The 23,946-nt window shown below is 66.2% G+C and carries 28 protein-coding genes; 8 read left to right on the top strand and 20 right to left on the bottom strand.

What is annotated here, in order from left to right; all coding sequences use genetic code 11:
• Positions 1–247: 247 nt before the first annotated feature.
• The 5 genes from Q0D31_RS15450 (at position 248) to Q0D31_RS15430 (ending at position 4,428) form a co-directional block, all read left to right on the top strand.
• On the top strand, positions 248–1,390 hold the full coding sequence (locus Q0D31_RS15450; protein ID WP_291852575.1) for a type III PLP-dependent enzyme: 1,143 nt from the start codon (positions 248–250) through the stop codon (positions 1,388–1,390).
• A 121-nt stretch (positions 1,391–1,511) separates the two neighbouring features.
• Positions 1,512–2,111 carry an N-acetyltransferase gene (locus tag Q0D31_RS15445; RefSeq protein WP_291852571.1) on the top strand — a complete coding sequence of 200 codons (600 nt, stop codon included), beginning with the start codon at positions 1,512–1,514 and terminating at the stop codon, positions 2,109–2,111.
• Between the two features lie 105 nt (positions 2,112–2,216).
• Positions 2,217–2,606, top strand: a complete 390-nt coding sequence (locus tag Q0D31_RS15440; protein ID WP_291852568.1) for a RidA family protein — start codon at positions 2,217–2,219, stop codon at positions 2,604–2,606.
• 39 nt (positions 2,607–2,645) lie between these two features.
• On the top strand, positions 2,646–4,076 hold the full coding sequence (locus tag Q0D31_RS15435) for a homospermidine synthase (protein WP_291852565.1): 1,431 nt from the start codon (positions 2,646–2,648) through the stop codon (positions 4,074–4,076).
• Between the two features lie 130 nt (positions 4,077–4,206).
• On the top strand, positions 4,207–4,428 hold the full coding sequence (locus Q0D31_RS15430) for a hypothetical protein (RefSeq protein WP_291852562.1): 222 nt from the start codon (positions 4,207–4,209) through the stop codon (positions 4,426–4,428).
• Positions 4,429–4,454: 26 nt separating this feature from the next.
• Here the strand turns inward: Q0D31_RS15430 and Q0D31_RS15425 are convergent, their stop codons facing one another.
• From Q0D31_RS15425 to Q0D31_RS15335, 19 genes are all read right to left on the bottom strand, one after another.
• Positions 4,455–5,192, bottom strand: coding sequence for an ABC transporter ATP-binding protein (locus tag Q0D31_RS15425; RefSeq protein ID WP_291852559.1), 738 nt, complete (start codon positions 5,190–5,192; stop codon positions 4,455–4,457).
• Entirely contained in the window at positions 5,182–5,919 is a 738-nt protein-coding gene (locus Q0D31_RS15420; RefSeq protein ID WP_291852556.1) for an ABC transporter ATP-binding protein, read from the bottom strand. The genes Q0D31_RS15425 and Q0D31_RS15420 overlap by 11 nt, the downstream gene beginning before the upstream one ends.
• Positions 5,916–6,881, bottom strand: coding sequence for a branched-chain amino acid ABC transporter permease (locus Q0D31_RS15415; protein WP_291852553.1), 966 nt, complete (start codon positions 6,879–6,881; stop codon positions 5,916–5,918). The genes Q0D31_RS15420 and Q0D31_RS15415 overlap by 4 nt, the downstream gene beginning before the upstream one ends.
• Positions 6,878–7,744, bottom strand: a complete 867-nt coding sequence (locus tag Q0D31_RS15410; protein ID WP_291852848.1) for a branched-chain amino acid ABC transporter permease — start codon at positions 7,742–7,744, stop codon at positions 6,878–6,880. Before Q0D31_RS15410 ends, Q0D31_RS15415 begins: the two co-directional genes overlap by 4 nt.
• A gap of 55 nt (positions 7,745–7,799) precedes the next feature.
• Positions 7,800–9,044, bottom strand: a complete 1,245-nt coding sequence (locus tag Q0D31_RS15405; protein ID WP_291852551.1) for an amino acid ABC transporter substrate-binding protein — start codon at positions 9,042–9,044, stop codon at positions 7,800–7,802.
• Positions 9,045–9,177: 133 nt separating this feature from the next.
• A complete protein-coding gene (locus Q0D31_RS15400; RefSeq protein WP_291852548.1) occupies positions 9,178–9,513 on the bottom strand; it encodes a hypothetical protein in 336 nt (111 codons plus the stop codon).
• A gap of 92 nt (positions 9,514–9,605) precedes the next feature.
• Positions 9,606–10,622, bottom strand: coding sequence for a WD40 repeat domain-containing protein (locus Q0D31_RS15395; protein ID WP_291852546.1), 1,017 nt, complete (start codon positions 10,620–10,622; stop codon positions 9,606–9,608).
• Positions 10,622–11,674, bottom strand: a complete 1,053-nt coding sequence (locus Q0D31_RS15390; RefSeq protein WP_291852543.1) for a GTP-binding protein — start codon at positions 11,672–11,674, stop codon at positions 10,622–10,624. The genes Q0D31_RS15395 and Q0D31_RS15390 overlap by 1 nt, the downstream gene beginning before the upstream one ends.
• Before the next feature lie 69 nt (positions 11,675–11,743).
• Positions 11,744–12,616: a zinc ABC transporter substrate-binding protein gene (locus Q0D31_RS15385; protein ID WP_291852538.1), complete on the bottom strand. Its 873-nt coding sequence runs from the start codon at positions 12,614–12,616 to the stop codon at positions 11,744–11,746.
• Positions 12,617–12,618: 2 nt separating this feature from the next.
• The gene (locus Q0D31_RS15380) at positions 12,619–13,488 is read right to left on the bottom strand and encodes a metal ABC transporter permease (RefSeq protein WP_291852536.1); all 870 of its coding nucleotides are present in this window, start codon (positions 13,486–13,488) and stop codon (positions 12,619–12,621) included.
• A complete protein-coding gene (locus tag Q0D31_RS15375; RefSeq protein WP_291852532.1) occupies positions 13,488–14,246 on the bottom strand; it encodes an ABC transporter ATP-binding protein in 759 nt (252 codons plus the stop codon). The genes Q0D31_RS15380 and Q0D31_RS15375 overlap by 1 nt, the downstream gene beginning before the upstream one ends.
• 2 nt (positions 14,247–14,248) lie before the next feature.
• Positions 14,249–14,449 carry a hypothetical protein gene (locus Q0D31_RS15370; protein WP_291852530.1) on the bottom strand — a complete coding sequence of 67 codons (201 nt, stop codon included), beginning with the start codon at positions 14,447–14,449 and terminating at the stop codon, positions 14,249–14,251.
• Positions 14,450–15,194: 745 nt separating this feature from the next.
• On the bottom strand, positions 15,195–15,470 hold the full coding sequence (locus Q0D31_RS15365; protein ID WP_291852527.1) for a hypothetical protein: 276 nt from the start codon (positions 15,468–15,470) through the stop codon (positions 15,195–15,197).
• Positions 15,471–15,609: 139 nt separating this feature from the next.
• Positions 15,610–16,233, bottom strand: a complete 624-nt coding sequence (locus Q0D31_RS15360; protein WP_291852524.1) for a ferric reductase-like transmembrane domain-containing protein — start codon at positions 16,231–16,233, stop codon at positions 15,610–15,612.
• Between the two features lie 14 nt (positions 16,234–16,247).
• Positions 16,248–16,736 carry a Twin-arginine translocation pathway signal gene (locus Q0D31_RS15355; RefSeq protein ID WP_291852521.1) on the bottom strand — a complete coding sequence of 163 codons (489 nt, stop codon included), beginning with the start codon at positions 16,734–16,736 and terminating at the stop codon, positions 16,248–16,250.
• Positions 16,737–17,063: 327 nt separating this feature from the next.
• Complete coding sequence (locus Q0D31_RS15350) at positions 17,064–17,429, bottom strand: hypothetical protein (RefSeq protein ID WP_291852518.1); 366 nt, start codon at positions 17,427–17,429, stop codon at positions 17,064–17,066.
• A complete protein-coding gene (locus tag Q0D31_RS15345; protein ID WP_291852515.1) occupies positions 17,426–18,019 on the bottom strand; it encodes a permease in 594 nt (197 codons plus the stop codon). The genes Q0D31_RS15350 and Q0D31_RS15345 overlap by 4 nt, the downstream gene beginning before the upstream one ends.
• Positions 18,020–18,151: 132 nt before the next feature.
• Positions 18,152–18,526: a fluoride efflux transporter CrcB gene (gene crcB / locus Q0D31_RS15340; RefSeq protein ID WP_291852511.1), complete on the bottom strand. Its 375-nt coding sequence runs from the start codon at positions 18,524–18,526 to the stop codon at positions 18,152–18,154.
• 224 nt (positions 18,527–18,750) lie between these two features.
• Positions 18,751–19,347, bottom strand: coding sequence for a superoxide dismutase (locus Q0D31_RS15335; protein ID WP_291852508.1), 597 nt, complete (start codon positions 19,345–19,347; stop codon positions 18,751–18,753).
• A 155-nt stretch (positions 19,348–19,502) separates the two neighbouring features.
• On the opposite strand from Q0D31_RS15335, the gene Q0D31_RS15330 reads away from it, so the two are divergent.
• From Q0D31_RS15330 to Q0D31_RS15320, 3 genes are all read left to right on the top strand, one after another.
• A complete protein-coding gene (locus Q0D31_RS15330; protein WP_291852506.1) occupies positions 19,503–20,033 on the top strand; it encodes a GNAT family N-acetyltransferase in 531 nt (176 codons plus the stop codon).
• Between the two features lie 87 nt (positions 20,034–20,120).
• Entirely contained in the window at positions 20,121–21,503 is a 1,383-nt protein-coding gene (locus tag Q0D31_RS15325) for an MATE family efflux transporter (RefSeq protein ID WP_291852503.1), read from the top strand.
• Positions 21,504–21,589: 86 nt separating this feature from the next.
• Positions 21,590–22,033 (top strand): DUF2147 domain-containing protein, encoded by a 444-nt coding sequence (locus Q0D31_RS15320; protein ID WP_291852501.1) that lies wholly within the window; start codon positions 21,590–21,592, stop codon positions 22,031–22,033.
• Between the two features lie 16 nt (positions 22,034–22,049).
• On the opposite strand, the gene htpG is transcribed toward Q0D31_RS15320, so the two are convergent.
• The gene (htpG, locus tag Q0D31_RS15315; protein WP_291852499.1) at positions 22,050–23,915 is read right to left on the bottom strand and encodes a molecular chaperone HtpG; all 1,866 of its coding nucleotides are present in this window, start codon (positions 23,913–23,915) and stop codon (positions 22,050–22,052) included.
• Between the last annotated feature and the right edge of the window lie 31 nt (positions 23,916–23,946).

Here is a 23,946-nt window from a genome sequence, read left to right as displayed (position 1 = left end):
ACTTAAAGCAACGACGGATCGGGCTTTTTTGGTCTCTACCGGCATTCCACCGCCGGCGCGGGCTACTGAAAAGGCTTGTCCTTCATTGCCAGGTGTGCGGGCGGGAAAATTCCCAACCAATCCACGGCAGCACAGTTCGGCTTGAGTTCGAGGCTTTGTCGCGTCTCCATCGTGCGGCAACGCCAAAGCACTCATGTCCGAGATCACATTTGAGCGGGTCCCGTCGCTGGGCCGTTTGGAGGGTGCTATGACCGAACGTATTCAGGAATTCCTGCGCAACCGCCGCAGCGAGGGCCGGGACACCGAGCCTTGCCTCGTGGTCGACCTCGAAGTCGTGCGCGACAACTACCAGACCTTCGCCAAGGCGTTGCCGGACAGCCGCGTGTTCTATGCGGTCAAGGCAAATCCGGCGCCCGAAGTGCTGTCGCTTCTGGCCTCGATGGGCTCGTGCTTCGACACCGCAACCGTCGCCGAGATCGAAATGGCGCTGGCTGCCGGTGCGACGCCGGACCGCGTCTCCTATGGCAACACGATCAAGAAGGAGCGCGACATCGCGCGCGCCTTCGCGCTCGGCATTCGGCTGTTCGCGGTCGACTGCTCCGCCGAAGTCGAGAAGATCGCGCGCGCTGCGCCCGGCGCCAAGGTGTTCTGCCGCATTCTCTATGACTGCGCAGGCGCCGAGTGGCCGCTGTCGCGCAAGTTCGGCTGCGATCCGGAGATGGCGGTGGAGGTGCTCGACCTCGCCAAGCGTCTTGGCCTGGAGCCGTGCGGCATCTCGTTCCATGTCGGCTCGCAGCAGCGCAAGGTGAAGGCGTGGGACCGCGCATTGGCGATGGCCTCGACGGTGTTCCGGGACTGCGCCGAGCGCGGGATCAACCTGTCCATGGTCAACATGGGCGGCGGCTTCCCGACCAAGTACCTCAAGGATGTTCCTCCGGTCGTGCAGTACGGCCGGTCGATCTTCCGCGCGCTGCGCAAGCATTTCGGCAACCAGATCCCGGAGACCATCATCGAGCCGGGCCGCGGCATGGTCGGAAATGCCGGCGTCATCGAGACCGAAGTCGTCCTGATCTCCAGGAAGAGCGACGAGGACGAGGTGCGCTGGGTGTATCTCGACATCGGCAAATTCGGCGGTCTGGCCGAGACGATGGACGAGTCGATCCGCTACGCCATCCGCACGCCGCATGACGGCGCGGAAATGACGCCGTGCGTGCTCGCGGGACCGACCTGCGATTCCGCCGACGTGCTGTATGAGAAGCTGCCGTACCCGCTGCCGGTGACGCTGGAGATCGGCGACAAGCTGCTGATCGAAGGCACCGGGGCCTATACGTCGACTTACTCGTCGGTGGCGTTCAACGGCATCCCGCCGCTGCGGACCTACCACATCTGAGCGGCCTCTCCGAGGCCTGAACCATCGGGAGCCGGCGCGCCGGCTCCCGCCCCCTCATTCACCCGTTTTCTCGCAGCGCTCCACGGCGTCATCAGCCGTTGCGAGCGAGGATTGACGTGCCATGACCGCTTTGCGCAAGCCCCTTGTCGCCCTCACCCCGAATGCCGCGCCGTTCGCGATCCGCGGCGAGCGGACATCCGACGTTGCTGCGCGCGAGGCGCTGCTGGACGCCTGCTTTGGCGCCAACCGCCATGCGCGCACCTGCCAGCGCCTGCGCGATGGACGGCGGCCGGCCGAAGGCCTCAGCCTGTCGGCAGCGACGCGCGGCCGCCTGGTCGGCACCGTGCGGCTGTGGCCCGTCATCGCCGGCGGCAAGCCGGCGCTGGTGCTGGGCCCGCTCGCGGTTGACCCCGACAGCCGCACGCTCGGCGTCGGCGCGGCGCTGGTGGCCCGCGCGCTCGACCTCGCACGGCAGCGCGGCCACGGCGCGGTGATCCTGCTCGGCGATGCGCCCTATTACGCCCGCTTCGGATTCTCATCCGCCAAAACCGCCGAATTGTCGCTGCCCGGCCCGTTCGAGCGCGACCGGTTGCTCGGTCTTGAGCTGCGCGAGGGCGCGCTCGACGGCGCCCGGGGCATGATCGTCCCGACCGGGCCGTCATGGCCGAAGGCCGGGCCGGCGCGACCCAGGAAGGCCCTACTCGCGCCGCGCGTGGCCTAGGGCCAGCCGACACTTCGGTTCCGCGCCGAGGCCCCGGGGTTGCGTTGGCCGGGGGAAAACCCTTAAACCGCGCCGAAGTGCCCCACTTCCCCAGCCGAGGTTCCGATGCCCCGCCGTCTCATCTCGACCGGCTCGCCCTTTGAAAAGAGCGCCGGCTACAGCCGCGCCGTCATCGACGGTGATTTCGCCTTCGTCGCCGGCACCACCGGCTACGACTACGCCACCATGACGATGCCCGCGGGTGTCACAAGCCAGGCGCAAAACTGCTTTAGGACGATCGAGGCCGCGCTGAAGGAAGGCGGCTTTGCGATGGCCGATATCGTCCGCGCGACCTATTACATCACCGACGCCGGGGACGCGGACGCGCTGCTCGCGGTGTGCGGCGAACAACTCGGCGATATCCGCCCCGCCGCCACCCTGCTCGTCGTCGCCGGCCTCTACAAGCCCGAGATGAAGGTCGAGATCGAAGTCACCGCCAGGCGCCGCACCGCCTGATCCCGCCCACGCGCAGCAGATCTTTCCCGGAGACAGTTCATGAGCCCGTCCGCGCAAATCCACGCGAAAATTTCCGGCCCCATTGTCATGATCGGCTTCGGCTCGATCGGCAAGGGAACGCTGCCGCTGATCGAGCGGCATTTCGACTACGACAAGTCGCGTTTCGTCATCATCGATCCGCACGAGGACGGCGAGATTGCCAGGCAACACGGCGTGCACTTCATCAAGCAGGGCATCACCCGCGACAATTACCGCGAGGTGCTGACGCCGCTATTGACCGCCGGCGGCGGCCAGGGCTTTTGCGTCAATTTGTCGGTCGATACGTCTTCGGTCGACATCATGAGCCTGTGCCGCGAGATCGGCGCGCTTTACATCGACACTGTGGTGGAGCCGTGGCTCGGTTTCTATTTCGACAAGAGCATCGGCCCCGAGAAGCGCTCGAACTACGCGCTGCGCGAAACGCTGCTGGCGGCCAGGCGCAGGAACCCGGGCGGAACGACGGCGGTCTCCACCTGCGGCGCCAACCCCGGCATGGTGTCGTGGTTCGTCAAGCAGGCCCTGCTCGACGTCGCCCGCGACACCGGCCTCAAGGCCGACGAGCCGAACAGCCGCGAAGGCTGGGGCCGGCTCGCGCAGACCCTCGGCGTCAAGGGCATTCACATCGCCGAGCGTGACACCCAGCGTTCGAAGAAGCCGAAGCCGATGAACAAGTTCGTCAACACCTGGTCGGTCGAAGGCTTCGTCTCCGAGGGCATGCAGCCGGCCGAGCTTGGCTGGGGCACCCATGAGAAGTGGATGCCGGACAATGGCCGGGCGCACACCGAGGGCTGTGGCGCGGCGATCTATCTGCTGCAACCGGGCGCCAACACCCGCGTGCGCTCCTGGTGCCCGACGCCGGGCGCGCAATACGGCTTCCTCGTCACCCACAACGAGTCGATCTCGATTGCGGATTACTTCACGGTGCGCGACGGGACGAAGGTGGTGTACCGCCCGACCTGTCACTATGCCTACCATCCCGCCAACGACGCGGTGCTGTCGCTGCACGAAATGTTCGGCGCCACCGGCCGAATGCAGCCGTCGTGGCACATTCTGGACGAGAACGAGATCGAGGACGGCATCGACGAGCTTGGCGTGCTGCTCTACGGCCACGGCAAGAACGCCTATTGGTACGGCTCGCAGCTCTCGATCGAGGAAACCCGCCGCATCGCGCCCTACCAGAACGCCACCGGCATGCAGGTCTCCTCCGCTGTGCTGGCCGGCATGGTGTGGGCACTGGAAAACCCGCAAGCCGGCATCGTCGAGGCCGACGAGATGGACTTCCGCCGCTGCCTCGAAATCCAGCGGCCCTATCTCGGCCCGGTGAAGGGCTACTATACCGACTGGACCCCGCTGACCGACCGGCCGGGCCTGTTTCCGGAGGATATCGACACTTCGGATCCCTGGCAGTTTCGCAATGTGCTGGTGCGGTAGCGACGCCGGAAACCGCGTTTCCTTTAACGTTCGGTTAATCCATTCGCGCGACCCTGAGGGGTGAAATTCCGCGAGGGCCGACGGCCGTCGCCGCAGCTCGCGCGACGGCTCCCCGGTGGAGTAACCAGCCATGCGCGCCTTCTTTGCCATCCTCCTGACAGCCGCCGCGCTGGCGGCTTGCACGCCTGAGAACAGCAGCGACGTCTCGGAAGCGGTCGGAAACTGCGCCCGCAAGCTCTACAGCCCGTACAATCCCAAAGACATGAAGCAGTGCGTCGCGGTGTGCATCGGCTGCGAGCGCGGCGTCATGACGACCTGCTCGACGGCATGCACGCTCCAGGGGGCGCAGTAGCCGCCGCAGGGCAAGTCCCGCAGCCGTCAGGCGACGCCGCCGAGATACAGCCGCTTGACGATGTCGTTGGCCTTCAGTTCCTCGACCGACTGCGCCGCGACCGCGATCTCGCCATGGACGATGATGTAGCCGCGATCGGCGATCCGGATCGCCTGGTTGAAGTTCTGCTCCGCCATCAACACCGTCAGGCCGACGCGTTGCTTGAGTTCGCCGATCTTGGCTATGGTCTGCGACACCAGCAGCGGCGACAGCCCGACCGAAGGCTCGTCGATCAGCAACAGCCGCGGCGACGACATCAGCGCGCGCGCGATCGCCAGCATCTGCTGTTGTCCGCCCGACATGGTGCCGGCAAGCTGGCTGCGGCGCTCCTTGAGCGCCGGAAACGTTTCGTAAGCCAGCGCCAGATTGCGCTCGATGGCGCTGCGGGCGGCCTTGCGAAAGGCGCCCAGCATCAGGTTCTCCAGCACCGTCAACCGCGGGAACAGCCGACGCCCCTCCGGCACCAGCGCGACGCCGAGGTCGACGATCGCCTCGGCCGGCAGTCTGGCCAGATCGTGGGCCCGGCCATCGATCGTCAGCGTCAGCCGGCCGCGGTCCGGGCGCACCAGGCCCATGACGCACTTCATCAGCGTGCTCTTGCCGTTGCCATTGGTGCCGAGCAGGGCGACAGTCTCGCCGGCCTCGACGTGGAGCGTGACGCCGCGCAGCGCCTTGACGGCGCCATACCCGGCATCGAGGCCCTCGATGGCAAGGCTAAGTGCCAAGATAGGCCTCCTGCACCCGCTTGTTGGCCATCACCTCGTCGGGCGCCCCGAGCGCGATGATCCTGCCGGCGTCGAGGCACATCACCCGCTCCGAAAAACGCATCACGGCCTGCATGATGTGTTCGATCATGATGATCGTGATGTCCTCCTCGCCGAGGCTGATCAGGAGGTCGAGCACCTCGTCGACCTCGGAAGAGGAAAGCCCCGCCATGGCCTCGTCGGAGATCAGAAGTTTTGGGCGCACCGCCATCGCGCGGGCGAGCTCCATCTTGCGCAATTCCACCTGGCTCAGCGTATCGGACGGCGCGCCGGCCTTGGCGGCGAGCCCCATCCGCGTCAGGATCGACATCGCCATGTCTTCTTCCGGCAGGGCTGAGCCGACGGCGGCAAAGTCGAGCCCGACCATGAGGTTTTCCAGCACCGTCATGCTTTTGAACGGTCGCGGAATCTGGAAGCTGCGGGCGATGCCGCGGCGTGCGCGCAGATGCGGCGGCAGCTGGGTGATGTCCTCGCCGCAGAAAACCACGCTGCCGATCTGGGGAAGCAGCGCGCCGGAAATGCAGTTGATCAGCGTCGTCTTGCCGGAACCGTTCGGGCCGATCAGGCCGAAGCGCTCGCCCTTGCGAATATCGACGCTGATATTGTCGAGCGCGGTGAAACCGCCGAAGCTCTTGGTCAGCGTCGTGATCTGCAGCAGGGGCGCGCCAGGCGCGGCGGTCGGCGTCATGGCTTGCCTCCGGCGCGCAGGCGATAGCGCGGCCGCAACAGCCCGATAATGCCCTTGGGTGCGCCGACCACGAACAGCACCAGCATGATGCCGAGCACCAGTACGTTGACTTCCGACGAGATGGTGACCGACAGCAGTTGCTGCGTCGAGCCGAGCAGGATGGCGCCGAGTACCGGGCCGATCCAGTGCGCGGTTCCGCCGATCAGCGACATCGCCAGCGCCGAAACCGAGTAGCTCAGGTTGAACGCCGAGGACGGATCGGCATATTGCAGGTACATGGCGGCGGGCGCGCCGGCGGCCGAGATCAGCGCGCCGGATATCATGCAGGCCACCAGCTTCAGTTTCAGGGTCGGCACCCCAGTGCATTCGGCGGCCAGTTCATCGTCCCTGAGCGCCTGCAGGCCGCGGCCGATCCTGGAGTTCTGGATGTAGCGGGCGACCGCAACGGCAATGACCACCAGGATCGCCTGCACGAAGAACAGCATCTTCACATAGCTGTCGAACGGCGCCATCACCGCCGGCCGCTGCAACTGGATGCCGGCCGCGCCGCCGACAAACCGCCAGTTCATCACGAAGGTTTCGATGATGATGGCGACCGCGATCGTCGCGATCGAGAAGAAGATGCCGCGCATCCGTAAGGTGAGGAGGCCGACCGCAAAACCGAGCAGCATGCCGACGACCGCGGCGGCGGCGATCTGCACCACCAGCGGCGCACCCGTCGCCTTGAACAGCGCCACCGCCGTATAGACGCCGACGCCGAAAAAAGCGTTGGTTCCGAAATTGACGTAACCGGCATAGCCGCCGAGGATGCTCCAGGCGACCGCGAGCGCGATGAACTGCAGGATCACGTAGCCGGCGAAAAACGGGTATTCGTTGCGGACGATTTGCGTCATCGCCAGCACGGCGACGAGAAATACGGCCACGCCGGCCCAGAACGCGATGTTGTGGCGGCGGTTGCTCATCGGCCGAACAGACCTTGCGGCCGCACGGCAAGGACCACGAGCAGCATCGCGAACGAGATCGCCGGCGCCCAGGAGGCGCCGAACAGCGTCAAGACGATGGATTCGGCGACGCCGAGAATGATGGCTGCAATCAGCGTGCCGCTGATGCTGCCGAGCCCGGCCATCACCACGACGCAGAATGTCCGGCCGATATAGGCGCGGTCGAGGGTCGGCTCCACCGGCGCCACGATGATCAGCAGCGCGCCGGCGATCCCGAGCACGGCGGTGGCGATGCCGAAGGCGAATTGCTTGATGCGGACCGGATTGGCGCCCATCAGCCGCAACGCCTCCTCATCCTGGGCGACGGCGCGGATGGCGCGGCCCATGAAGGTCTTCGACAGGTAAACCGCGAGCAGGATCGTCAGCGCCAGCGCGACAGCGAACGCGACCAGTTGCCGGATCGGTATCCGGTACTCGCCGAACCGCCAGGCCTTGCCGATATAGGTCGCCGTGACCGAGCGCTGGTCGACGCCGAACTGGAGGATGATCAGCACCTCGATGATGAAGGCGATGCCGAAGAAAAACGCGATGCCGCGGACGCCGGCGTCGGTGCCGCGCTTTTCGAAGGTCTCGTAATAGACGCGATAGGCGAGCAGGCCGAACAGGAAGAACAGCGGCGTGATGGCGAGCCCGGCCAGCAGCGGATCGATGTCGTAGGTCTCGTTGAGCTGGTAGACGCCGTAGGAGGCGAGCACCAGGAAGGCCGGATGGGCGACGTGGGGCACGTCGAGCAATCCGAACGAAATCGAAAGCCCGACGCTGACGGCGGCATAGAAGCAGCCGAGCAGCACCCCCAACACCACCGCTCCAAGCAGCAGGTCCATCGAAAACACGTCTGGTCCCCCCTGGCCTTTTCTCGAACCAGAAAAAGCCGCGCGCCTATTTGCGGGCAGCCTCGAAGGGACTGATGAGATTCCCGGTCTTCATTTTCTCGGGGAACAGGATCACCTGCTTGCCGGAGGAGCGGAACTGCTCGACGTCCTTGTCGACCACGCCGCGGAACTGGGCCTGCACGGTTGCCGATTCCTTGCGCTCGCCGTCCGCCGAGAACGCGATCGGGCCGACGATGGTTTTGTGCTCATTGTCGCGCAGATACTTGGCGAGCCCCTTCTGGTCGAGCGACTTGGTGGCAATGACCGCCGCCTCGACCATTTGCCCCATCGCGTAGCCGAACGGCGCCAGATAGTAACCCAGCGGATCGACTTTCGCCTCCACGGCGCGTTTGGTGTAAACGTCAAAAAACGCCTTGGTGCCTTCGTGGTACATGCTGGGTTCGGGCAGCCAGGTGTTGTAGTTAACGACGCCGTTGAGCAGGGATCCGAGGTTCGACATCACGGCCGCGAACTGCAGTCCGACCATGCCGCCGCCGAAAATCTTGACGTTGTCGCCGATACCGATCTCGTTCACGGCCCGCAGGATCCCGGCCGAGTCCGGCGGATAGGACGAGACATAGACGATGTCGGGCTTGGCCGCCTTGAGCGCACGGATGATCGAGGAGAACTCCACCGTGTTCGGCGGATAGTTCTGGTCGAAGACGACCGGCATGTTGCGCTTCTTGGCAACTTCCCTTGCCGTCAGCACCAGGTTCTGGGCAAATTCCTGGTCGGCCGAGAGCAGCGCCAGGGTCTTGCCGCCGGCCTTCTGGCCGAGATCGAGAAACGAGGACGCCCAGCTGTCGGCCGGGCCCCATGGCGCGTTGTTGAACCACATGTCGTGGCCGACCTTGCTGTTGACCTGGAACGAGAAGTTTCCCATCAGCAGCAGGCCGCGCTGCTTCACGAACGGCATCAGCGGCGCGGTCGGCACGGTGGCGTAGGGCGCGAACAAGAGATCGACCTTGTCGACGTCGACGAGCTTGGCGTAGATCGCCGGCGTCTCGGAGGCGCTCGACTTGTCGTCATAGACGATGAGCTCCACCTTGCGGCCGAGCAACCCACCCTTGGCGTTGATGTCGTCGCGCCAGATCTCGATGCCGAGCTGCGACGCCTTGCCGCCGCCGGCGAGGCCGCCGGTCTGCGCCATCGACATGCCGATCTTGATCGGCGGCTGCTGCGCCAGGGCGCGCGAACCGTGTCCGGCCACGGCAACCGCCATGGCGCCGCCGAGAAATGTCCTGCGTTTCATCGTCCCCCCTATCCTGCCGGCCGTTGCCTGACCTGCCGGCGCTTGTTGCCGCAAGCCTAACCGCTAGATGGGGATCAATACAAGCCGTTCGGAGCCAACGCGGGAAGCCCCGCGTTGACAAATTGACGCGTGATTATCGCTGCGGCATCGGCGGCGCGATCTTCTCCGCGGGCGCCGGCGGAAGCGCGGGCTGCGCGCCGGCCTTCTGCGCCTCGGCGTCGGGACGGGCCGGCTCGGGCGCAACGTCCGACGGCCGGGTGCCTGTCGTGACCGGCTCCGCCGGAGCGGACGGTTTTGTTTCCGCACCCGGCGTGGACTGCAGCGGCTGCGTCGCCTGAGCGAATCGCTGGGTGTCCTGGGCGCTGATTTTTGACAGCGAAAGCGCCGAAATAACCAGCCCGAGCGCGATCAGCGCGGACGCCATCAGCATATCCCATCGGTAGTTTCGCTTGCTGTGATCGGCTGACATGGCATTCGCCCCACGAAATTGCTCGCAAGGTCAACGGCCAGCAAGCCGCAAGGTTCCAAGCGCAACACGGGTGTAAAGCGCTGATGCGGGCGCTACAGCGCCACGATCCCGGCATCGCCGTCTTCGGCGCCGAAGGCCAGCAGCGTACCCCTGGCGTTCCAGGCCAGCGCCGAGACCGGCGCGCCCGAATTTCGGCGCACCAGGATTTCCGCGCCGTCTTCGAGCCGCACCATCAGCACCGTGCCGTCGCTGTAGCCGGCGGCCAGGATGTCCTGCCGGGGATGACAGGCCACCATCGAGACCCGCGCCTGCAGCGGCGCCAGCATCGCCGGCTCCTTGCCCATCGGACCGTCCTTGCTGGTGAACGGCCAGATGATGACGCTATCGGCGCCGGAGGTGGCGAGCCCCTTGCCGCCCGCGCTCCAGGACATCGAGCGGACGCGGCCGGGATAGCCGCTCATCCGCATGTGCCTGGCATCGGCGAGCCGCCAGCCGTGCATCGCCGGCTCGTGCATCGCGGTGACAACGAACTTGTTGTCCGGGCTGAAGGTGACGGCAAGATGCGAGCCGGCCCATTCCAGGAATTCCGGCTTGGCCGCCATGTTGGGAAACCACAACGTCACGCCGTTGTAATGGGCGACCGCCACGCGCAATCCCTTCGGCGCGAACGCCAGCCCGCCGACGGTGGTCGGCGCCTCGAAGGTTTTCTCCTCGCCCCTGCCGCCGGCCACGAACGCTGTCTTGCCCGCCGACCACGCCACCGCGCCCTCGGGATGCAGCGCGACATTGTCGATCCAGCGCCGCTTCGGATCGGTCGCGAGCACCCTCACCGCACCGGCGGCGTCCAGCGCGACCAGCCTGCCGTCGTCGCCGCCGGTAACGACACGCCTGCCGTCGGACGCCGCGCACAGGATCGCGCCGCCGTGCATGGCAACGGTGGACACCTCGCCCGCTTCATCGATCAACGCCGCGTTTTCCTCGGCGCCGACGAACACCGCGGTATCGCCGAGGAAATGAATCGAGGTCGCGGGCAAACTGACCGGCAACGCCCGCACCCGCTCGGTGATGGAAGCGATGGAGGCCCCTTCGCCGGTGTCGAACTGCTTCATCACGTCGTGATACAGCTTTCGAAGCCGTCGCGGATCGCCTGCTGCGGCAATTCGCGACCGATGAAGACGACGCGGCTTTCGCGCCGCTCGCCGTCCTTCCATTTGCGCTGATGGTCGCCCTCGAGCATCATGTGGACGCCCTGGAACACGTAACGGTCGTCATCGCCGGTGAAGGCGAGGATGCCCTTCGAGCGCAGGATTTTCTGCCCCTCGGTGGCAACCAGGTTCTGCAGCCAGGGCATGAATTTGGTCGGGTCGAGCGGCTTGTCCGAGCGCAGCGACAGCGATTGCATCTCCTCGTCGTGATAGTGCTTGAGGCCGCCGTGACCATGGCCAGCGTGGTCGTGATGATGGTCGTGGCCGTGGTGGTCATGAGCGTGGTCATGTCCGTCGCCGGCGTCGAGGAATTCCGGTTCGATCTCAAGGATGCGGTCGAGATCGAACGCGCCCCGCTCCAGCACGTCCGACAGCGCGACCTGGCAGCGCTCGGTGCGGTGCAGCGTGGCATAGGGATTGATGCCGCGGATCCGGGCTTCGACCTCGGCCAGTTCGGCCTTGGAAACCAGATCGGTCTTGTTCAGCACGATCACATCGGCAAACGCGATCTGGTTCTTGGCCTCGGGCGCGTCCTTCAGGCGGTCGCTCAGCCACTTCGCGTCGGCGACGGTGACGACCGCGTCGAGCCGGGCGTTCTTCTGGACGTCCTCGTCGACAAAAAAGGTTTGCGCCACCGGCGCCGGATCGGCGAGACCCGTGGTCTCGACGATGATGGCGTCGAACTTTCCCTTGCGCTTCATCAGCCCTTCCATGATGCGCACGAGGTCGCCGCGCACGGTGCAGCAGACGCAGCCATTGTTCATCTCGAACACTTCTTCGTCGGCGCCGATGATGAGGTCGTTGTCGATGCCGATCTCACCGAACTCATTGACGATCACGGCGTATTTCTTGCCGTGGTTCTCCGACAGGATGCGGTTGAGCAGCGTGGTCTTGCCGGCGCCGAGATAGCCCGTCAGCACGGTTACGGGAATCCTTTGGGACGTCAGATCTGGCATGGCAACTCCGGAGCGGTCGCTCGAGGTGAGCATGATCGTGCTCGCGCGCATGGCAGGGAGGCCCCTGCCCTATTGGCTGAGCGCGCTGGTCAGGGCCTTTATATTGTGCCTGACCATCGCAATGTAAGTGGGAGAATCGCCCTTTTCGGCCGTCAGGCTGTCCGAATAGAGCGTGCCGCCGACCCTGGCCCCGGTCTCGGCTGCGATCCGGCGGATCAGCCTGGCGTCGCTGACGTTCTCGAGGAAGACCGCCGGGATTTTCGCGGTCCTGATCTGGGTGATGATCGCCGCCACGTCGCGGGCGCTGGCCTCGGATTCGGTGGAGACGCCGACCGGCGCGATGAACTGGACGCCATAGGCCGCGGCGAAATAGCCGAAGGCGTCATGGGTAGAAATCACCTTGCGGCGGCTTTCCGGGATTCGCGCCACCGCCTCGCGCACGTCGCGCTCGAGCGCGTCGAGTTCGGCCAGATAGTTGCGCGCATTGGACCTGAAGGCTTCGGCATTGGCGGGATCGGCCGCCGCCAGCGCATCGCGGATATTGGCAACATAGATCCGCGCATTGGCCACCGATTGCCAGGCGTGCGGATCGGCGCCCGAGCCGCGCTTGAGCGGCGCAATGCCCGAGGTCGCGGTCACGATGGCGGGCTTGCCGCCGGCGGACTTCACCAGCCGCGGCAGCCAGCCTTCAAAACCGAGACCATTGACGACGACGAGCCTGGCATCCGCGATCCGCCTGGCGTCGGCCGGCGACGGCGCATAGACGTGCGCGTCGCCGTCGGGACCGACCAGCGCGGTGACGTTGACGCGCTCGCCGCCGACATGGCGGACGAAATCGGCAAGGATCGAGAAGCTGGCGACGACGTTGAGCCGATCGGCGGCGCGGGCCGGAGCCGCGGCCGCGACCAGGGCGACACAGATCAGGAACAAACATCGTTTCATGGTCATGCCTCGAGATGGCGGCCCGGAAACATCTGCCGGACCAGGCCGCTGACAGGGCCGAACAACACCGAAACCGCATATAGCGCCGCCGCGACCAGGATGATCGCGGGGCCCGAGGGAATGCCGGCCTGGAACGACAGCACCAGCCCGGCGTAGCCCGAAACGACAGCGCTTGCGACCGCGATGCAGATCATGCCGGTGATGTCGCGCGACCAGAACCGCGCGATGCCGGCGGGCAGGATCATCAGCCCGACGCCGAGCAGCGTGCCGAGCGCGTGAAAGCCGTTGACGAGGTTGATCACCACCAGCGCCAGGAACGCCAGATGCGCGGGCGCGCCGGCGCGCGAGACCGTGCGCAGGAAAACCGGATCGACGCATTCGATCACCAGCGGCCGGTAGATCACCGCCATCGCGAGCAGCGTGACGGTGGCGTTGAAGGCGATCACCAAGAGCGTCTGGTCGTCCATCGCCAGGATGTTGCCGAACAGCACGTGCAGCAGATCGATGTTGGTGCCCTTGATGGAGACGATGGTGACGCCGAGCGCCAGCGACGCCAGATAGAAGGTGGCGAGCGAAGCGTCCTCCTTGATTTCGGTGGTGCGCGCCACCACGCCGGCGAGCATGGCGACGGCAAAGCCGGCGATCAATCCGCCTGTTGTCATCGCGAACAGATTGAGCCCGGAGATGAGGAAGCCGATCGCCGCCCCCGGCAGGATCGCGTGCGCCATGGCGTCGCCGACGAGACTCATCCGCCGCAGCATCAGGAACACGCCAATCGGCGCGCCGCCGAGCGAGAGCGCGATCACGGCCGCGAGCGCCCGGCGCATGAACTCGAATTCGGCAAACGGCGCGATCAGCGCGTCGTACAGCATCAGGCCGCCCGCGACGGCACGGGATCGACGGCGCAGGCGGCGGCGCCCTCGTCAAACGCCTCGCACATCCGCCGCGCCTCGGCGAGATTTTCGGCCGTCAGCACCTGCGCGGTCAGACCCCACGCCACTGGGCCCCGCGCCAGCAGCAGCGTTTCCGGGAAATGGCTGCGCACCAGATCCATGTCGTGCAGCGCCGCCAGCACAGTGCGGCCTTCGCCGTGCCAGCGCTTCACCAGCGCCAGCAGGTCGGCCACGGTTTTGGCGTCGATGGCGTTGAAGGGTTCGTCGAGCACGATCAGGCGGGAATCCTGCAGCAGCACCCGGGCAAACAGCAGGCGCTGCATCTGGCCGCCGGACAGCGTGCCGATCGCGCGATTCTCGAAACCGTTGAGCCCGACGGCGGCGAGTGCGGCGGTGATGCTGTCGCGCGCGGGCCTGCCCATGCCGCCGAAAAGTCCGGTTTTCCGCCACAGCCCGGTGCCGACGAAATCGAACACCGAGATCGGGAAGCTGCGGTCGATGTCGACACTCTGCGGCAGATAGGCGACGTCCTTGATGTCGAGCCCGGCGAGATCGACCGATCCCGCCAGCGGCTTGAGGATGCCGGCGAGCCCGCGAAACAGCGTCGATTTGCCGGCGCCGTTCGGCCCGATCACCGCCAGCAGCGCGCCGGCGGCGACCTCGCCATCGAGATGATGCACCGCCGGATGCCGGTCGTAGCCGAGCGTGACGTCGCGAAACCTGATCTGCGCGGCCATGCTCACCTCATCGCCAGCCACACCACGGCCCACAGGGCGGCGCTGACCGCGGCCGCCGCGCCGAGCCGGGCCGCTACCGTCATGCGCAGGATCGACCAGGGTGCCGCCTGCGCCGGATGCGGGGTTGCCGGGCCGTGACTGTGGGCTTGGCTGTGGGCGTGGCCGGGGTGATGGGGGTGATCGTGGGAATGAGCGTGGGGCATGGCGGAATGTTACAATATAACATCGGGGGTGTCCACGCGTCGGGGGCGGTGGATCGGGGTTTGCGAACGCCCCGGTCATGCCCCGCGAAAGCGGGGCATCCAGTACGCCGCGGCTTCTCGATTCAATCACGACCGCCTCTGGAATACTGGGTCGCCCGGTCGAGCCGGGCGACGACGATTGGATATGCGTTCGCGATCTCGCGGCATGTTTTGCCCGAGGCTTGCTGTCGTTCGGTGGCCCTCTTGAAGACGGAGGGCGCAGGGAAGACCGGGTGCGCGCTGCACCCGCGGTCTCGTGTGCAATGTGCACTGAGAATGCGCACACGAGCATACAGGTCCAGCGGAGAGCATCCGGCCTTCCCTGCGCAGTGGCTTTACGGCTTATAACGTGATCTCCCCGGTGAACGGCTCTCTTGCCACCGTCGCTCCCGAGAATTCTCTTCCCGAGAACTTGACGCCAGCACCGCGGCGTCAGGACCACACGACTTCGCCGTACGCTTCATGCGCGATCGTCTGCGCGCCATCAGCGTCCACCGCATCCCACCGCGCGTTCGTGACGATCGCGATCCGCCCCTCTTGCCGGGTGGGATGGCGGGATTAATGACCTGATTTGGATGAGAACAAAAGGGGAATATTTTCACGCGAGGGACTGGACCAACCACTGGTGTGATTTGCCCGACCGCCGGCACCGCTATTGGTAGGGGAGCCGGCAGTGCGGCCGCCGGCTGGCGCGGCCGTTCCCCGCCTATTTCATGTCCATGCCCTTGTGCGGGTCGTCGGCCTTCATGCCGTCCATCATCGCCATGTTCTTGCAGCAGCCGCACATGCCCATTCCCATGCCCGACTGCTTCTGGGACGGTTGCGCCTTGGGCGCATCAGGCCATTCCGACATCTGCTTTGCGGCCGCCGGGGCGCCGCACATGCCGCCCGAACCGGCCTGCTGGCCGCCGCCGCACATGGCGGACGCGGGCGAAAGGCCGAGCAGCAGGGCGAACGCGGTAGAGGCGAGCAGCAGGCGCATGGGGATTTCCTCCGATTGGTGGAGGGAGTTTAGGCGGGTTCGGGGAGTTTCGGCAATCACGTTCAGGTCACCGGACCATCCCTGTCGCCGACTGACGGCGCGCCTGCTTGCGGAGTTAACCTTATCAATTCCGCCTGGCTCACTGTCGCGCAATGTTCTGCCCGCGCAACGACCCTCGCTTCCGCCACCCCTGCAGGTCAGCCATGACCTTGATGGCCGCGGCAAGGACCAGCATGCACAGCGCCGCCTTTGAGGCCGTCTCCATCGTCCCCTCGATCAGCAGGCCATGAACCACGCTGCCTGCGACGATGACAATCGCGAGGAGCAGGTGGGCGATGCGCCATTTGCGCGGCCCCAGACGCCGGCGGAATGCAGCCAGAAGCGCGACCGCGAAGATGGCCCACATCGCGATCACACCCCAGGGGGAGAACGGGGTCGGCGATGCGAACAGAAGGGCGTCAATCATGTCCGGCGGACTGGTGATCCAGAGGCCCCCGACGTGGATCACCACGGCCGCCACCAGCGTGCCTCCGATCCAGTGATGCGCACGCCGCCCGAGACGGCCCGACAGTCCCGGCAGGTATCCGCCAATCAGCAAGGGCTGAACGAGCATGGCGCCCAACGCGACGATCCCTGCGAATCCGGCCAGGATGTAGAGCGGATCGCGCCATGCGAGCAGCGGGCTCGCCGCTGCTGCGGCGATCGGCACCCCAATCGCTGCGGCAAGGGCGGCCCAGATCAGGGCCACCCTCGCCGATCTCATCGTTCCCAACGCGCTCAGACCGGCTGCAGCACGAAGTGCGCCTCAAGGCTGGTATCCTTGGCGCTGCGCATCACCGGACGCAGGAAGACGGTCTTGTATTCACCGCTGTCATAGGCGAGATGACCGTGCGGTTGACCGAAGATCGGAACAATCTGCGGCATCTCGAGACGGAACATCCCGTTCTTGTCGGTGAGCGTGGCGCCATGACTCTGCGGCTCGTGCTCCCGCCCTTCGGTCGTGTGGGCCCAGATCTGGACGCGCTGCCCGGACAGCGGCGCCCCGTCGCCGGCGCGGCGCACGGTCCCGCTCATCCAGAACCCACCCTTGCCGATCCGATCCACGATCGGCGCGCCGCCGCGGTAGTTGTTGGACCCGCCAGGCATCGACGGGGTCGGCGCCAGGCCTTCCGCGCGGGCGGGCATGAACAGCCCGGAAACCCCGGTTGCCAGGACGGCGCCGCCGGCGGCGAGGAGATTACGTCGGTTGAGGATGACGATGGGCATGTAAACTCCTCCTGGCGTCCGCGCGGTACTCTTGCAAGCGTACAACAACACACGCGAGAGGCCCAGATCAGGGAGGCCAAGCGCGCGATCAATCGCAATAACAGTGCTGTGAAGGGGGCACGCCGGCCGCTCAACCAGCGTCGGCATTCGGGATCTGCGAGCAGAATGATAACGGCCCTGTCTCCTGCCTCATGGCTTGCCGATCGCCATCGCGATCGCTGCGGCGAGGAACGGGAACGGCAGCGACACCGTGGCGCGAAACCAGACGAAGCGGGCCGGCATGAACGGGATCTCCCACAGGATCATGCGCTGAAACGCAAACAGCGCTCAGGCGACCACATAGGCGATCACCTGCGGCGAGCCGCCGCCGACCTTCATCGCCACCGCGGCGATCGAAAATCCGACCACCGGGCCGCCCGGCGTCGCCGCGCCCGCGACCACGGCGGTCAGCACCCCAAACCAGCCGGAATCCGGCCCGAGCCAGCCGGTGATGACCTCAGGCGGGATCACGGCGGCGATGAAGCCGGAGCCGAGCACGCCGAGCGCGATTCTTGGCACGATGTTGATGAAGTCCAGCGTGCCTTCGCGCACCGACGACACCAGCACCACGCGGCCGCGCTGCCAGGCCATGAAGCCGAGCACGGCGACCGCGCCCCACAGCGTGACGTCGATGATCAGCGCGCTCGCGGTCATGGCCGCCCGCCCTTGCGGTACATCCGCACATAGGCGAAGCGCCCGAGCGCGCCGGCCAGAACCGGAATCGGCAGCGAGATCACGATCCGCCACAGCGTGAAATCGGGGCCCAGGATCGGCAGCTCCCAGGCCACCGCCCGGCCGTAGCCGATCAGGGTCCAGCTCACCACCATCGCAATCGCCGCGCCGAAATCGGCCCCGACCGTGAGCAGCGCCGCCGCCACCGGATAGGCGGTGAAGGGACCGCCGGGCAGGATCGCGCCGAACGCGGTTCCGATCAGCAATCCCTTCAGGCCGGAGTTCGGCCCGAGCGCGCGCGAGACTTTCTCGTGCGGCAGGATTTCCGCGATGAAGCCGCCGAGCAGGCAGCCGGCCAGCACCCGCGGCAGGATTTCCCCGAACAGCACGACGTCATGGGAGAGAATGCCGAGCACACCGTCGACGCCGTCGCGCCGCCACACCAGCACGACGCAGACCGCAACGAGGGCGCCGATGAAGATCATCGACCAGCCCACCGGCTTGCGGCCGCGCCTTGGGCGCGGCTCGGCGTCGTCGGCAGGCGCCGGGGTTTTGATCGGAGGTTCTGACAAGGCGTTGGGGTTTGGCGGGTGATTGAGAATCCACCCTGCTTAGTCCCGGCGTCGCGGCGAAGCAAACGGAAGCTCGCCGATACCCATGCGCCTTCAAGGGACGCCCATGCGAGGGCGGTGCGCGGCGTTCGTTCAGCTGAACTGGCGCACCAGCGCCAGCCCGCCGAACAGCCCGGCGATCGAGAGCACCACCGATCCGAGCACGTAGAGCGCGGCCAGCCCAAGCGCGCCGCGCTCATAAAGCAGCGCCGCATCGAGCGAGAAGGCGGAGAACGTGGTGTAGCCGCCGAGGATGCCGGTCGTCACGAACAGCCGCCACGGCTGCGACGCCTCGCCCTTGAAGGCGAGATAGCCGGCGACCAGGCCCATCGCCAGCGAGCCCGAGATGTTGATGAGGAACGTGCCCCAGGGAAATCCCGCGCCGATCCAGCGCGCGCAGGCAAGATTGACGAGATGGCGCAGCGTCGCGCCGAGGCCGCCGCCGACAAAGACCAGGAGATAGCTCATCGCACAAATTCCAAACGGCGAAGTAATCCGGCAGGTCGCTTGTGCCGCAAGCGGGTGGTGGCCGCAAGGATCGGAAGGCAGACGTCCCAACGAAAAGAGCGGCAACCGCAGCTACCGCCCCCTTTTGCTTCCGTCATTCCGGGATGGTCCGAAGGACCAGACCCGGAATCCCGAGATTCCGGGTTCGATGCTTTCGCATCGCCCCGGAATGACATGATGAAGCGTCAGACCTTTGCGAACAACTGGTCGACATAGTCCCAGTTGACGAGGTGATCGACGAACGCTTTGAGATAATCCGGGCGGCGGTTGCGGTAGTCGATGTAGTAGGAGTGCTCCCAGACGTCGCAGCCGAGGATCGGCGTCGCGCCGTAGACCAGCGGGCTTTCGCCGTTGGCGGTCTTGGAGATTTCGAGCTTGCCGTTCTTGACCGACAGCCAGCACCAGCCGGAGCCGAACTGGCCGACGCCGGCGGCGGCGAAATCGGTCTTGAACTTCTCAAGCCCGCCGAGATCCTCGGTGATCTTCTTTTCCAGGCGGCCGGGCAGCTTGCTGCCGCCGCCGTTCGGCTTCATCCAGTTCCAGAAGTGCAGATGGTTGTAATGCTGGCCGGCGTTGTTGAACACCGCCGGATTCTTGCCGAACGAGCCCTTGACGATGTCCTCAAGGGACTTGCCCTCGAATTCGGTGCCCTTGATAGCGTTGTTGCCGTTGGTCACGTAGGCCTGGTGATGCTTGTCGTGGTGGTATTCCAGCGTTTCCTTGGACATGTGCGGCGCAAGGGCGTCGTGGGCATAAGGGAGATTGGGCAGCGTGAAGGTCATGGGGTGATGTCCGAACTGATGGGAGACGTGGTGTAACGGGCCCCCCTTATAGAAGGTTCCGCGGGTCTTAAACACCGCAATCTTGCGTGACGTGTCGCCGCGTTTGGCCTATGCGGGACCGACGGCCATGCGCTATGGCGCGGCGGAGAACCGAAATGAGTATCGAGATCGACGTCCTGAACGCCAACGCGTCATGGCCGGTGGCGGAGCCGCTGCTGGATGCGGTTTGGCCGCGCCATGTCGTCGAGCAGCTCTCCTGGGGCCACGTCAAATGGGCCGATGCCGATCTGCGCGTGCTGATCGACGCGCCGGACGACACGGGACTGGCCTGTCATGCCGGAGTCTATTTCCGAACCGCGACCTGGGACGGGCGCAAGGTCGAGATCGGCGGCATCGGCGGGGTCGCGACCCGCGCGGATTGCCGCGGACGGGGCTACGCCACGCTGGCGCTCAACGCCGCGATCAGCACCCTGCGCCACCACGAGGCCGTCCGGTTCGCACTGCTGTTCTGCGAGCCGAACAATGAGGCGTTCTATCAGGCGCGCGGCTGGCATCGCTTCAGCGGCGAGGTCTATGCCGAACAACCGCAGGGGCGGGTTCGCTTCGACGCCATGGCGCCGTTTATATTCGACTTCACCCGCGCGCCGCGCGACGGCGTCATCGACCTGTGCGGCCTGCCGTGGTGACCCCTGCGTGGCCGGGGCTGGCTTGCGCCGGCACAAGATCGTAATATGTCATCCATAATCTATTCGATCTGAAAACGCCGGTGACGCATGACCGTTGACGCCTTGCCCGACATGCGCCCCACGACTGTTCCGTCGGCGGCGGTCAACAGCCTCCTGACCGCGCCGATCCTGCCGACGCTGTTGAAGCTCGCGCTCCCCAACGCCATTGCGATGGTCGGCACGACGCTGGTAGCCGTCGCCGAAACCTCCTACATCGGCCGGCTCGGGACCGAACCGCTGGCGGGAATCGCGCTGGTGTTTCCGTTCGTCATGCTGACGCAGATGATGTCCGCTGGCGCGATGGGCGGCGGCGTCTCCTCCGCCATCAGCCGCGCGATCGGCGCCGGCGACCGCGAGCGCGCGGCGGCGCTGGCGCTGCACGCGGCGATGATCGGCGCCGGCGCCGGGCTGTTCTTCACCGCGGTCATGCTGAGCTTCGGCCGCGAATTCTACGCGCTGCTCGGCGGGCGCGGCGGCGTGCTCGACCAGGCCATGCAATACTCGACCGTGCTGTTCTCGGGCGCGACCGCGATCTGGCTGGTGAACACGCTGGCCTCGGTGGTGCGTGGCACCGGCGACATGCGGATTCCCTCGGCGACGCTGATCGGCACCGCGCTGGTGCAGATCGCGGTCGGCGGCGCGCTGGGCCTCGGGCTGTTCGGCCTGCCCAGATTCGGCATGGCCGGCGTCGCCGCGGGCCAGCTTGCCGCGTTCACGCTCGGAGCCATGTATCTGCTTTGGTACCTCGTCAGCGGCCGCAGCCGGCTGACGCTGAGCTTCTCGGGCTTCCGGTTCCAGCGCGAGATGTTCCTCGACATTCTCAGGGTCGGCGCGGTCTCCTGCCTGTCGCCGCTGCAAACCGTGCTGACCGTGCTGATCTTCACCAGCATCCTGGCCGGTTTCGGCACCGAGACGCTGGCCGGCTACGGCATGGGCGCGCGGCTGGAATTTTTGCTGACTCCGATCGCGTTCGCCTTCGGTGTCGCCTCGGTGCCGATGGTCGGCATGGCGATCGGCGCCGGGCTCGTGAGCCGCGCGCGAAGGGTGGCGTGGACCGCCGGCGCCGCGGCCGCCCTCACCCTTGGCATCATCGGGCTCGTCGTCGCGGTGAAACCGTCGGTTTGGATCTCGCTGTTCACGAGCGACCCCGGCGTTACCGCCGCGGCCTCGTCCTATTTCGCCTTCGCCGGCCCGGCGTTCGGATTTTTCGGGATGGGCGCCTGCCTCTACTTCTCCTCGCAAGGTGCGGCGAAGGTCGGCGGTCCGGTGATGGCGGGAACCGCGCGCTTGCTCATGGTCGGCGTCGGTGGCTGGTGGCTGGCTGCAACGGGAGCGCCAGCATCGACGCTGTTCGCGCTGGCGGGCGCCGCCATGGTCGTTTACGGCCTCGGAACGGCGCTGTCGATCCATCTGACGCGCTGGGGCAAATGACGGCCCGACAATACACCGTCGTGAATCGATGATGGCGCGAATCGGATTTGTTGATAAGCAGGCGTGATTTTTTCAAGGACTGATTCATGGCCTGCAGGACGGCTTTTTTCATCGCGATCATCACGGCCGTGCTGGCCGCGCCATCGGCCCGCGCGCAACAAGGCGGCGAGCCGACCGGGGTCTGGCTGACCCAGGCCGGCGACGCCAGGGTGCGCGTCAGCAGATGCGGCGGCGGAATTTGCGGCGTGATCGTCGGGCTGAAGGATCCGATCGATCCCGCCACCGGCAAGCCGCAGGTCGACGACAAGAATCCGAACCCGGCGCTGCGGCGGCGGCCGATGATCGGCCTGCCGCTGTTCACGGCCATGCGGCCCATTGCGCCCGGCAAATGGTCGGGCCGGATCTACAACGCCGACGATGGCTCGCACTATGCGAGCAGCGTCGCGGTGACAGGGACGAGCACGCTCAGGGTCGAGGGCTGCGTCGGCGCGCTCTGCGGCGGCGAAACCTGGACCCGCGTCAGGCGGTAATCGCACATCAACGTGGTTACCCGCCGGCGACGCCGCGCAGCACCAGCGCGTTGAGCCGGCTGGCGAACGCCGCCGGGTCTTCCGGCAATTCGCCGTCGAGGATTTGCGCCTGTTCCAGCAGCAGCAATGACAGGTCGGCGGCCGTCTCCTTGCTGCCGGCGATCGCCGCCACCAGGGGATGGCGCAGGTTGATCTCCAGCACCGGGCGGGTGGTCGGGCCCTTGTTCTGCATCGCCAGCAACCGTTCCAGCATGCGGTCGTGCGCCCCGCCGCCGGCAACCAGGCACGACGCGCTCGAGGTCAGTCGCTGCGAGGCGCGCACGTCGGAGACGCGATCGCCGAGCGCGTCCTTGATCAACGCTATCGTCGTGGCCGCATCGGCGCCGGCCTCGTCCTTGGCGACGTCGGCCTTTTCATCCAGCAACGGGATCAGGGCGAAATCGATGTCGCCCTGGCTAAGGGACTTCAGCGGCTTGCCTCCGAAATCGAGCGGCGCCGAGGTCCAGAACGCATCGACCGGGTCGGTCAGCAGCAGCACCTCGATGCCGCGCGCGGCCGCGGATTCAAGCTTCGGATTGGATTTCAGCCGCTCGACACTGTCGCCGGTCAGGTAGTAGATCTCGGTCTGGTTCGGCTTGAGGTCCTCGACATATTGCTTGAGCGAACGCTTCTCGCCGGCGGTGGTGGTGAAGCGCGACAGCGCCAGCAGCTTCTCGCGCCGCTCGAAATCCTCCCAGATGCCTTCCTTGATCACCGGGCCGAACGCGTCCCAGATTTTCGCAAACGCCTCCGGCTCCTTGTCGCCGAGGCTTTCCAGTTCGGCGATCACCCGGCCGGTGACGGCTTTTCGGATCTGCGCCAGCTGCGGATTGTTCTGCAGCATCTCGCGCGAGATGTTGAGCGGCAGGTCCTCGCTGTCGATGACGCCGCGGATGAAGCGCAGATAGGCCGGCAGCAGCTCGGCGTCGTCGGCGATGAAAACGCGGCGGACATAGAGCTTGACCTTGCCTTTGCGGGCCTGGTCGAACAGGTCGAACGGCTTTTGCGATGGCGCAAACAGCAGCACCGCATAGGACTGCCGTCCCTCGGCGCGGTAATGCAGCGTCATCGCAGGCTCGTCGAAGGCGCCGGCGATCTGCCGGTAGGCCTCCTTGTAGTCCTCCCCCGCCAGTTCCGATTTCGGCCGCTGCCACAGCGCGCTGGCCGAATTGATCTGGCGCGGCTCGCCCTCCTCCGGCACCAGCAGGATCGGAAACTGGATGTTGTCGGACCAGGCGCGGACGATGCGCTCGATCTCGTGGCTCTCGAGATACTTCGCCGCGTCCTTTTTCAGATGCAGGACGATCTCGGTGCCGCGCGCAACGCGCGCGGCGTCCGCCGTGCTACCGGCTGCGATTTCAAAGCCGCTGCCGCCCGACGACGACCAGACAAAGACCTCGGCCGAACCGGCCCGGCGGCTGGTGACGACGATGCGCTCGGCGACCATGAAGGCGGCATAGAAGCCGACGCCGAACTGGCCGATCAGATTGGCGCCGTCGCGGGCCTCGGTGAGACGGGACAGGAAGGATTTGGTGCCGGAGCGGGCGATGGTGCCGAGATTGTCGATCAGCTCCTGACGGTCCATCCCGATGCCGCTGTCGACCACGGCAAGGGTGTTGGCCGCCTTGTTCGGCACGATGCGGATGTCCGGCGGCGCGCCGTCAGCGATCAGCCCGGGCGCCGAGATCGCCTCGTAGCGCAGCTTGTCGCAGGCGTCCGACGCGTTCGAGATCAGCTCGCGCAGGAAGATATCGGTCTCCGAATAGACCGAGTGCACCATCAGGTTCAGAAGTTCGGCGACCTCGGCCTGGAACGGCTGGGATTCGGGGGACGCGGCAGTCATGGGGGGCTCACACGCAGACGAACGATCGGAA

It is taken from the genome of Bradyrhizobium sp. (assembly GCF_022844465.1).
Lineage (GTDB): Bacteria > Pseudomonadota > Alphaproteobacteria > Rhizobiales > Xanthobacteraceae > Bradyrhizobium.
The sequence above is the reverse complement of the archived record's forward strand: the minus strand, read 5'-3'. Positions and strand labels throughout refer to the sequence as shown.

What these genes read in the sequence shown, in the direction of transcription:
- Q0D31_RS15445 (WP_291852571.1), top strand. Translation starts at nt 1,512, where the DNA reads ATGACCGCTTTGCGCAAGCCCCTTGTCGCCCTCACCCCGAATGCCGCG.
- Q0D31_RS15375 (WP_291852532.1), bottom strand. Translation starts at nt 14,246, where the DNA reads ATGGCCGCGCAGATCAGGTTTCGCGACGTCACGCTCGGCTACGACCGG.
- Q0D31_RS15325 (WP_291852503.1), top strand. Translation starts at nt 20,121, where the DNA reads ATGACCGTTGACGCCTTGCCCGACATGCGCCCCACGACTGTTCCGTCG.
- Q0D31_RS15350 (WP_291852518.1), bottom strand. Translation starts at nt 17,429, where the DNA reads ATGACCGCGAGCGCGCTGATCATCGACGTCACGCTGTGGGGCGCGGTC.
- Q0D31_RS15415 (WP_291852553.1), bottom strand. Translation starts at nt 6,881, where the DNA reads ATGAGCAACCGCCGCCACAACATCGCGTTCTGGGCCGGCGTGGCCGTA.
- Q0D31_RS15450 (WP_291852575.1), top strand. Translation starts at nt 248, where the DNA reads ATGACCGAACGTATTCAGGAATTCCTGCGCAACCGCCGCAGCGAGGGC.
- Q0D31_RS15430 (WP_291852562.1), top strand. Translation starts at nt 4,207, where the DNA reads ATGCGCGCCTTCTTTGCCATCCTCCTGACAGCCGCCGCGCTGGCGGCT.
- Q0D31_RS15380 (WP_291852536.1), bottom strand. Translation starts at nt 13,488, where the DNA reads ATGCTGTACGACGCGCTGATCGCGCCGTTTGCCGAATTCGAGTTCATG.
- Q0D31_RS15355 (WP_291852521.1), bottom strand. Translation starts at nt 16,736, where the DNA reads ATGCCCATCGTCATCCTCAACCGACGTAATCTCCTCGCCGCCGGCGGC.
- Q0D31_RS15395 (WP_291852546.1), bottom strand. Translation starts at nt 10,622, where the DNA reads ATGAAGCAGTTCGACACCGGCGAAGGGGCCTCCATCGCTTCCATCACC.
- Q0D31_RS15370 (WP_291852530.1), bottom strand. Translation starts at nt 14,449, where the DNA reads ATGCCCCACGCTCATTCCCACGATCACCCCCATCACCCCGGCCACGCC.
- Q0D31_RS15385 (WP_291852538.1), bottom strand. Translation starts at nt 12,616, where the DNA reads ATGAAACGATGTTTGTTCCTGATCTGTGTCGCCCTGGTCGCGGCCGCG.
- Q0D31_RS15390 (WP_291852543.1), bottom strand. Translation starts at nt 11,674, where the DNA reads ATGCCAGATCTGACGTCCCAAAGGATTCCCGTAACCGTGCTGACGGGC.
- htpG (WP_291852499.1), bottom strand. Translation starts at nt 23,915, where the DNA reads ATGACTGCCGCGTCCCCCGAATCCCAGCCGTTCCAGGCCGAGGTCGCC.
- Q0D31_RS15410 (WP_291852848.1), bottom strand. Translation starts at nt 7,744, where the DNA reads ATGGACCTGCTGCTTGGAGCGGTGGTGTTGGGGGTGCTGCTCGGCTGC.
- Q0D31_RS15365 (WP_291852527.1), bottom strand. Translation starts at nt 15,470, where the DNA reads ATGCGCCTGCTGCTCGCCTCTACCGCGTTCGCCCTGCTGCTCGGCCTT.
- Q0D31_RS15435 (WP_291852565.1), top strand. Translation starts at nt 2,646, where the DNA reads ATGAGCCCGTCCGCGCAAATCCACGCGAAAATTTCCGGCCCCATTGTC.
- Q0D31_RS15320 (WP_291852501.1), top strand. Translation starts at nt 21,590, where the DNA reads ATGGCCTGCAGGACGGCTTTTTTCATCGCGATCATCACGGCCGTGCTG.
- Q0D31_RS15360 (WP_291852524.1), bottom strand. Translation starts at nt 16,233, where the DNA reads ATGAGATCGGCGAGGGTGGCCCTGATCTGGGCCGCCCTTGCCGCAGCG.
- Q0D31_RS15400 (WP_291852548.1), bottom strand. Translation starts at nt 9,513, where the DNA reads ATGTCAGCCGATCACAGCAAGCGAAACTACCGATGGGATATGCTGATG.
- Q0D31_RS15335 (WP_291852508.1), bottom strand. Translation starts at nt 19,347, where the DNA reads ATGACCTTCACGCTGCCCAATCTCCCTTATGCCCACGACGCCCTTGCG.
- Q0D31_RS15405 (WP_291852551.1), bottom strand. Translation starts at nt 9,044, where the DNA reads ATGAAACGCAGGACATTTCTCGGCGGCGCCATGGCGGTTGCCGTGGCC.
- Q0D31_RS15420 (WP_291852556.1), bottom strand. Translation starts at nt 5,919, where the DNA reads ATGACGCCGACCGCCGCGCCTGGCGCGCCCCTGCTGCAGATCACGACG.
- Q0D31_RS15330 (WP_291852506.1), top strand. Translation starts at nt 19,503, where the DNA reads ATGAGTATCGAGATCGACGTCCTGAACGCCAACGCGTCATGGCCGGTG.
- Q0D31_RS15440 (WP_291852568.1), top strand. Translation starts at nt 2,217, where the DNA reads ATGCCCCGCCGTCTCATCTCGACCGGCTCGCCCTTTGAAAAGAGCGCC.
- crcB (WP_291852511.1), bottom strand. Translation starts at nt 18,526, where the DNA reads ATGAGCTATCTCCTGGTCTTTGTCGGCGGCGGCCTCGGCGCGACGCTG.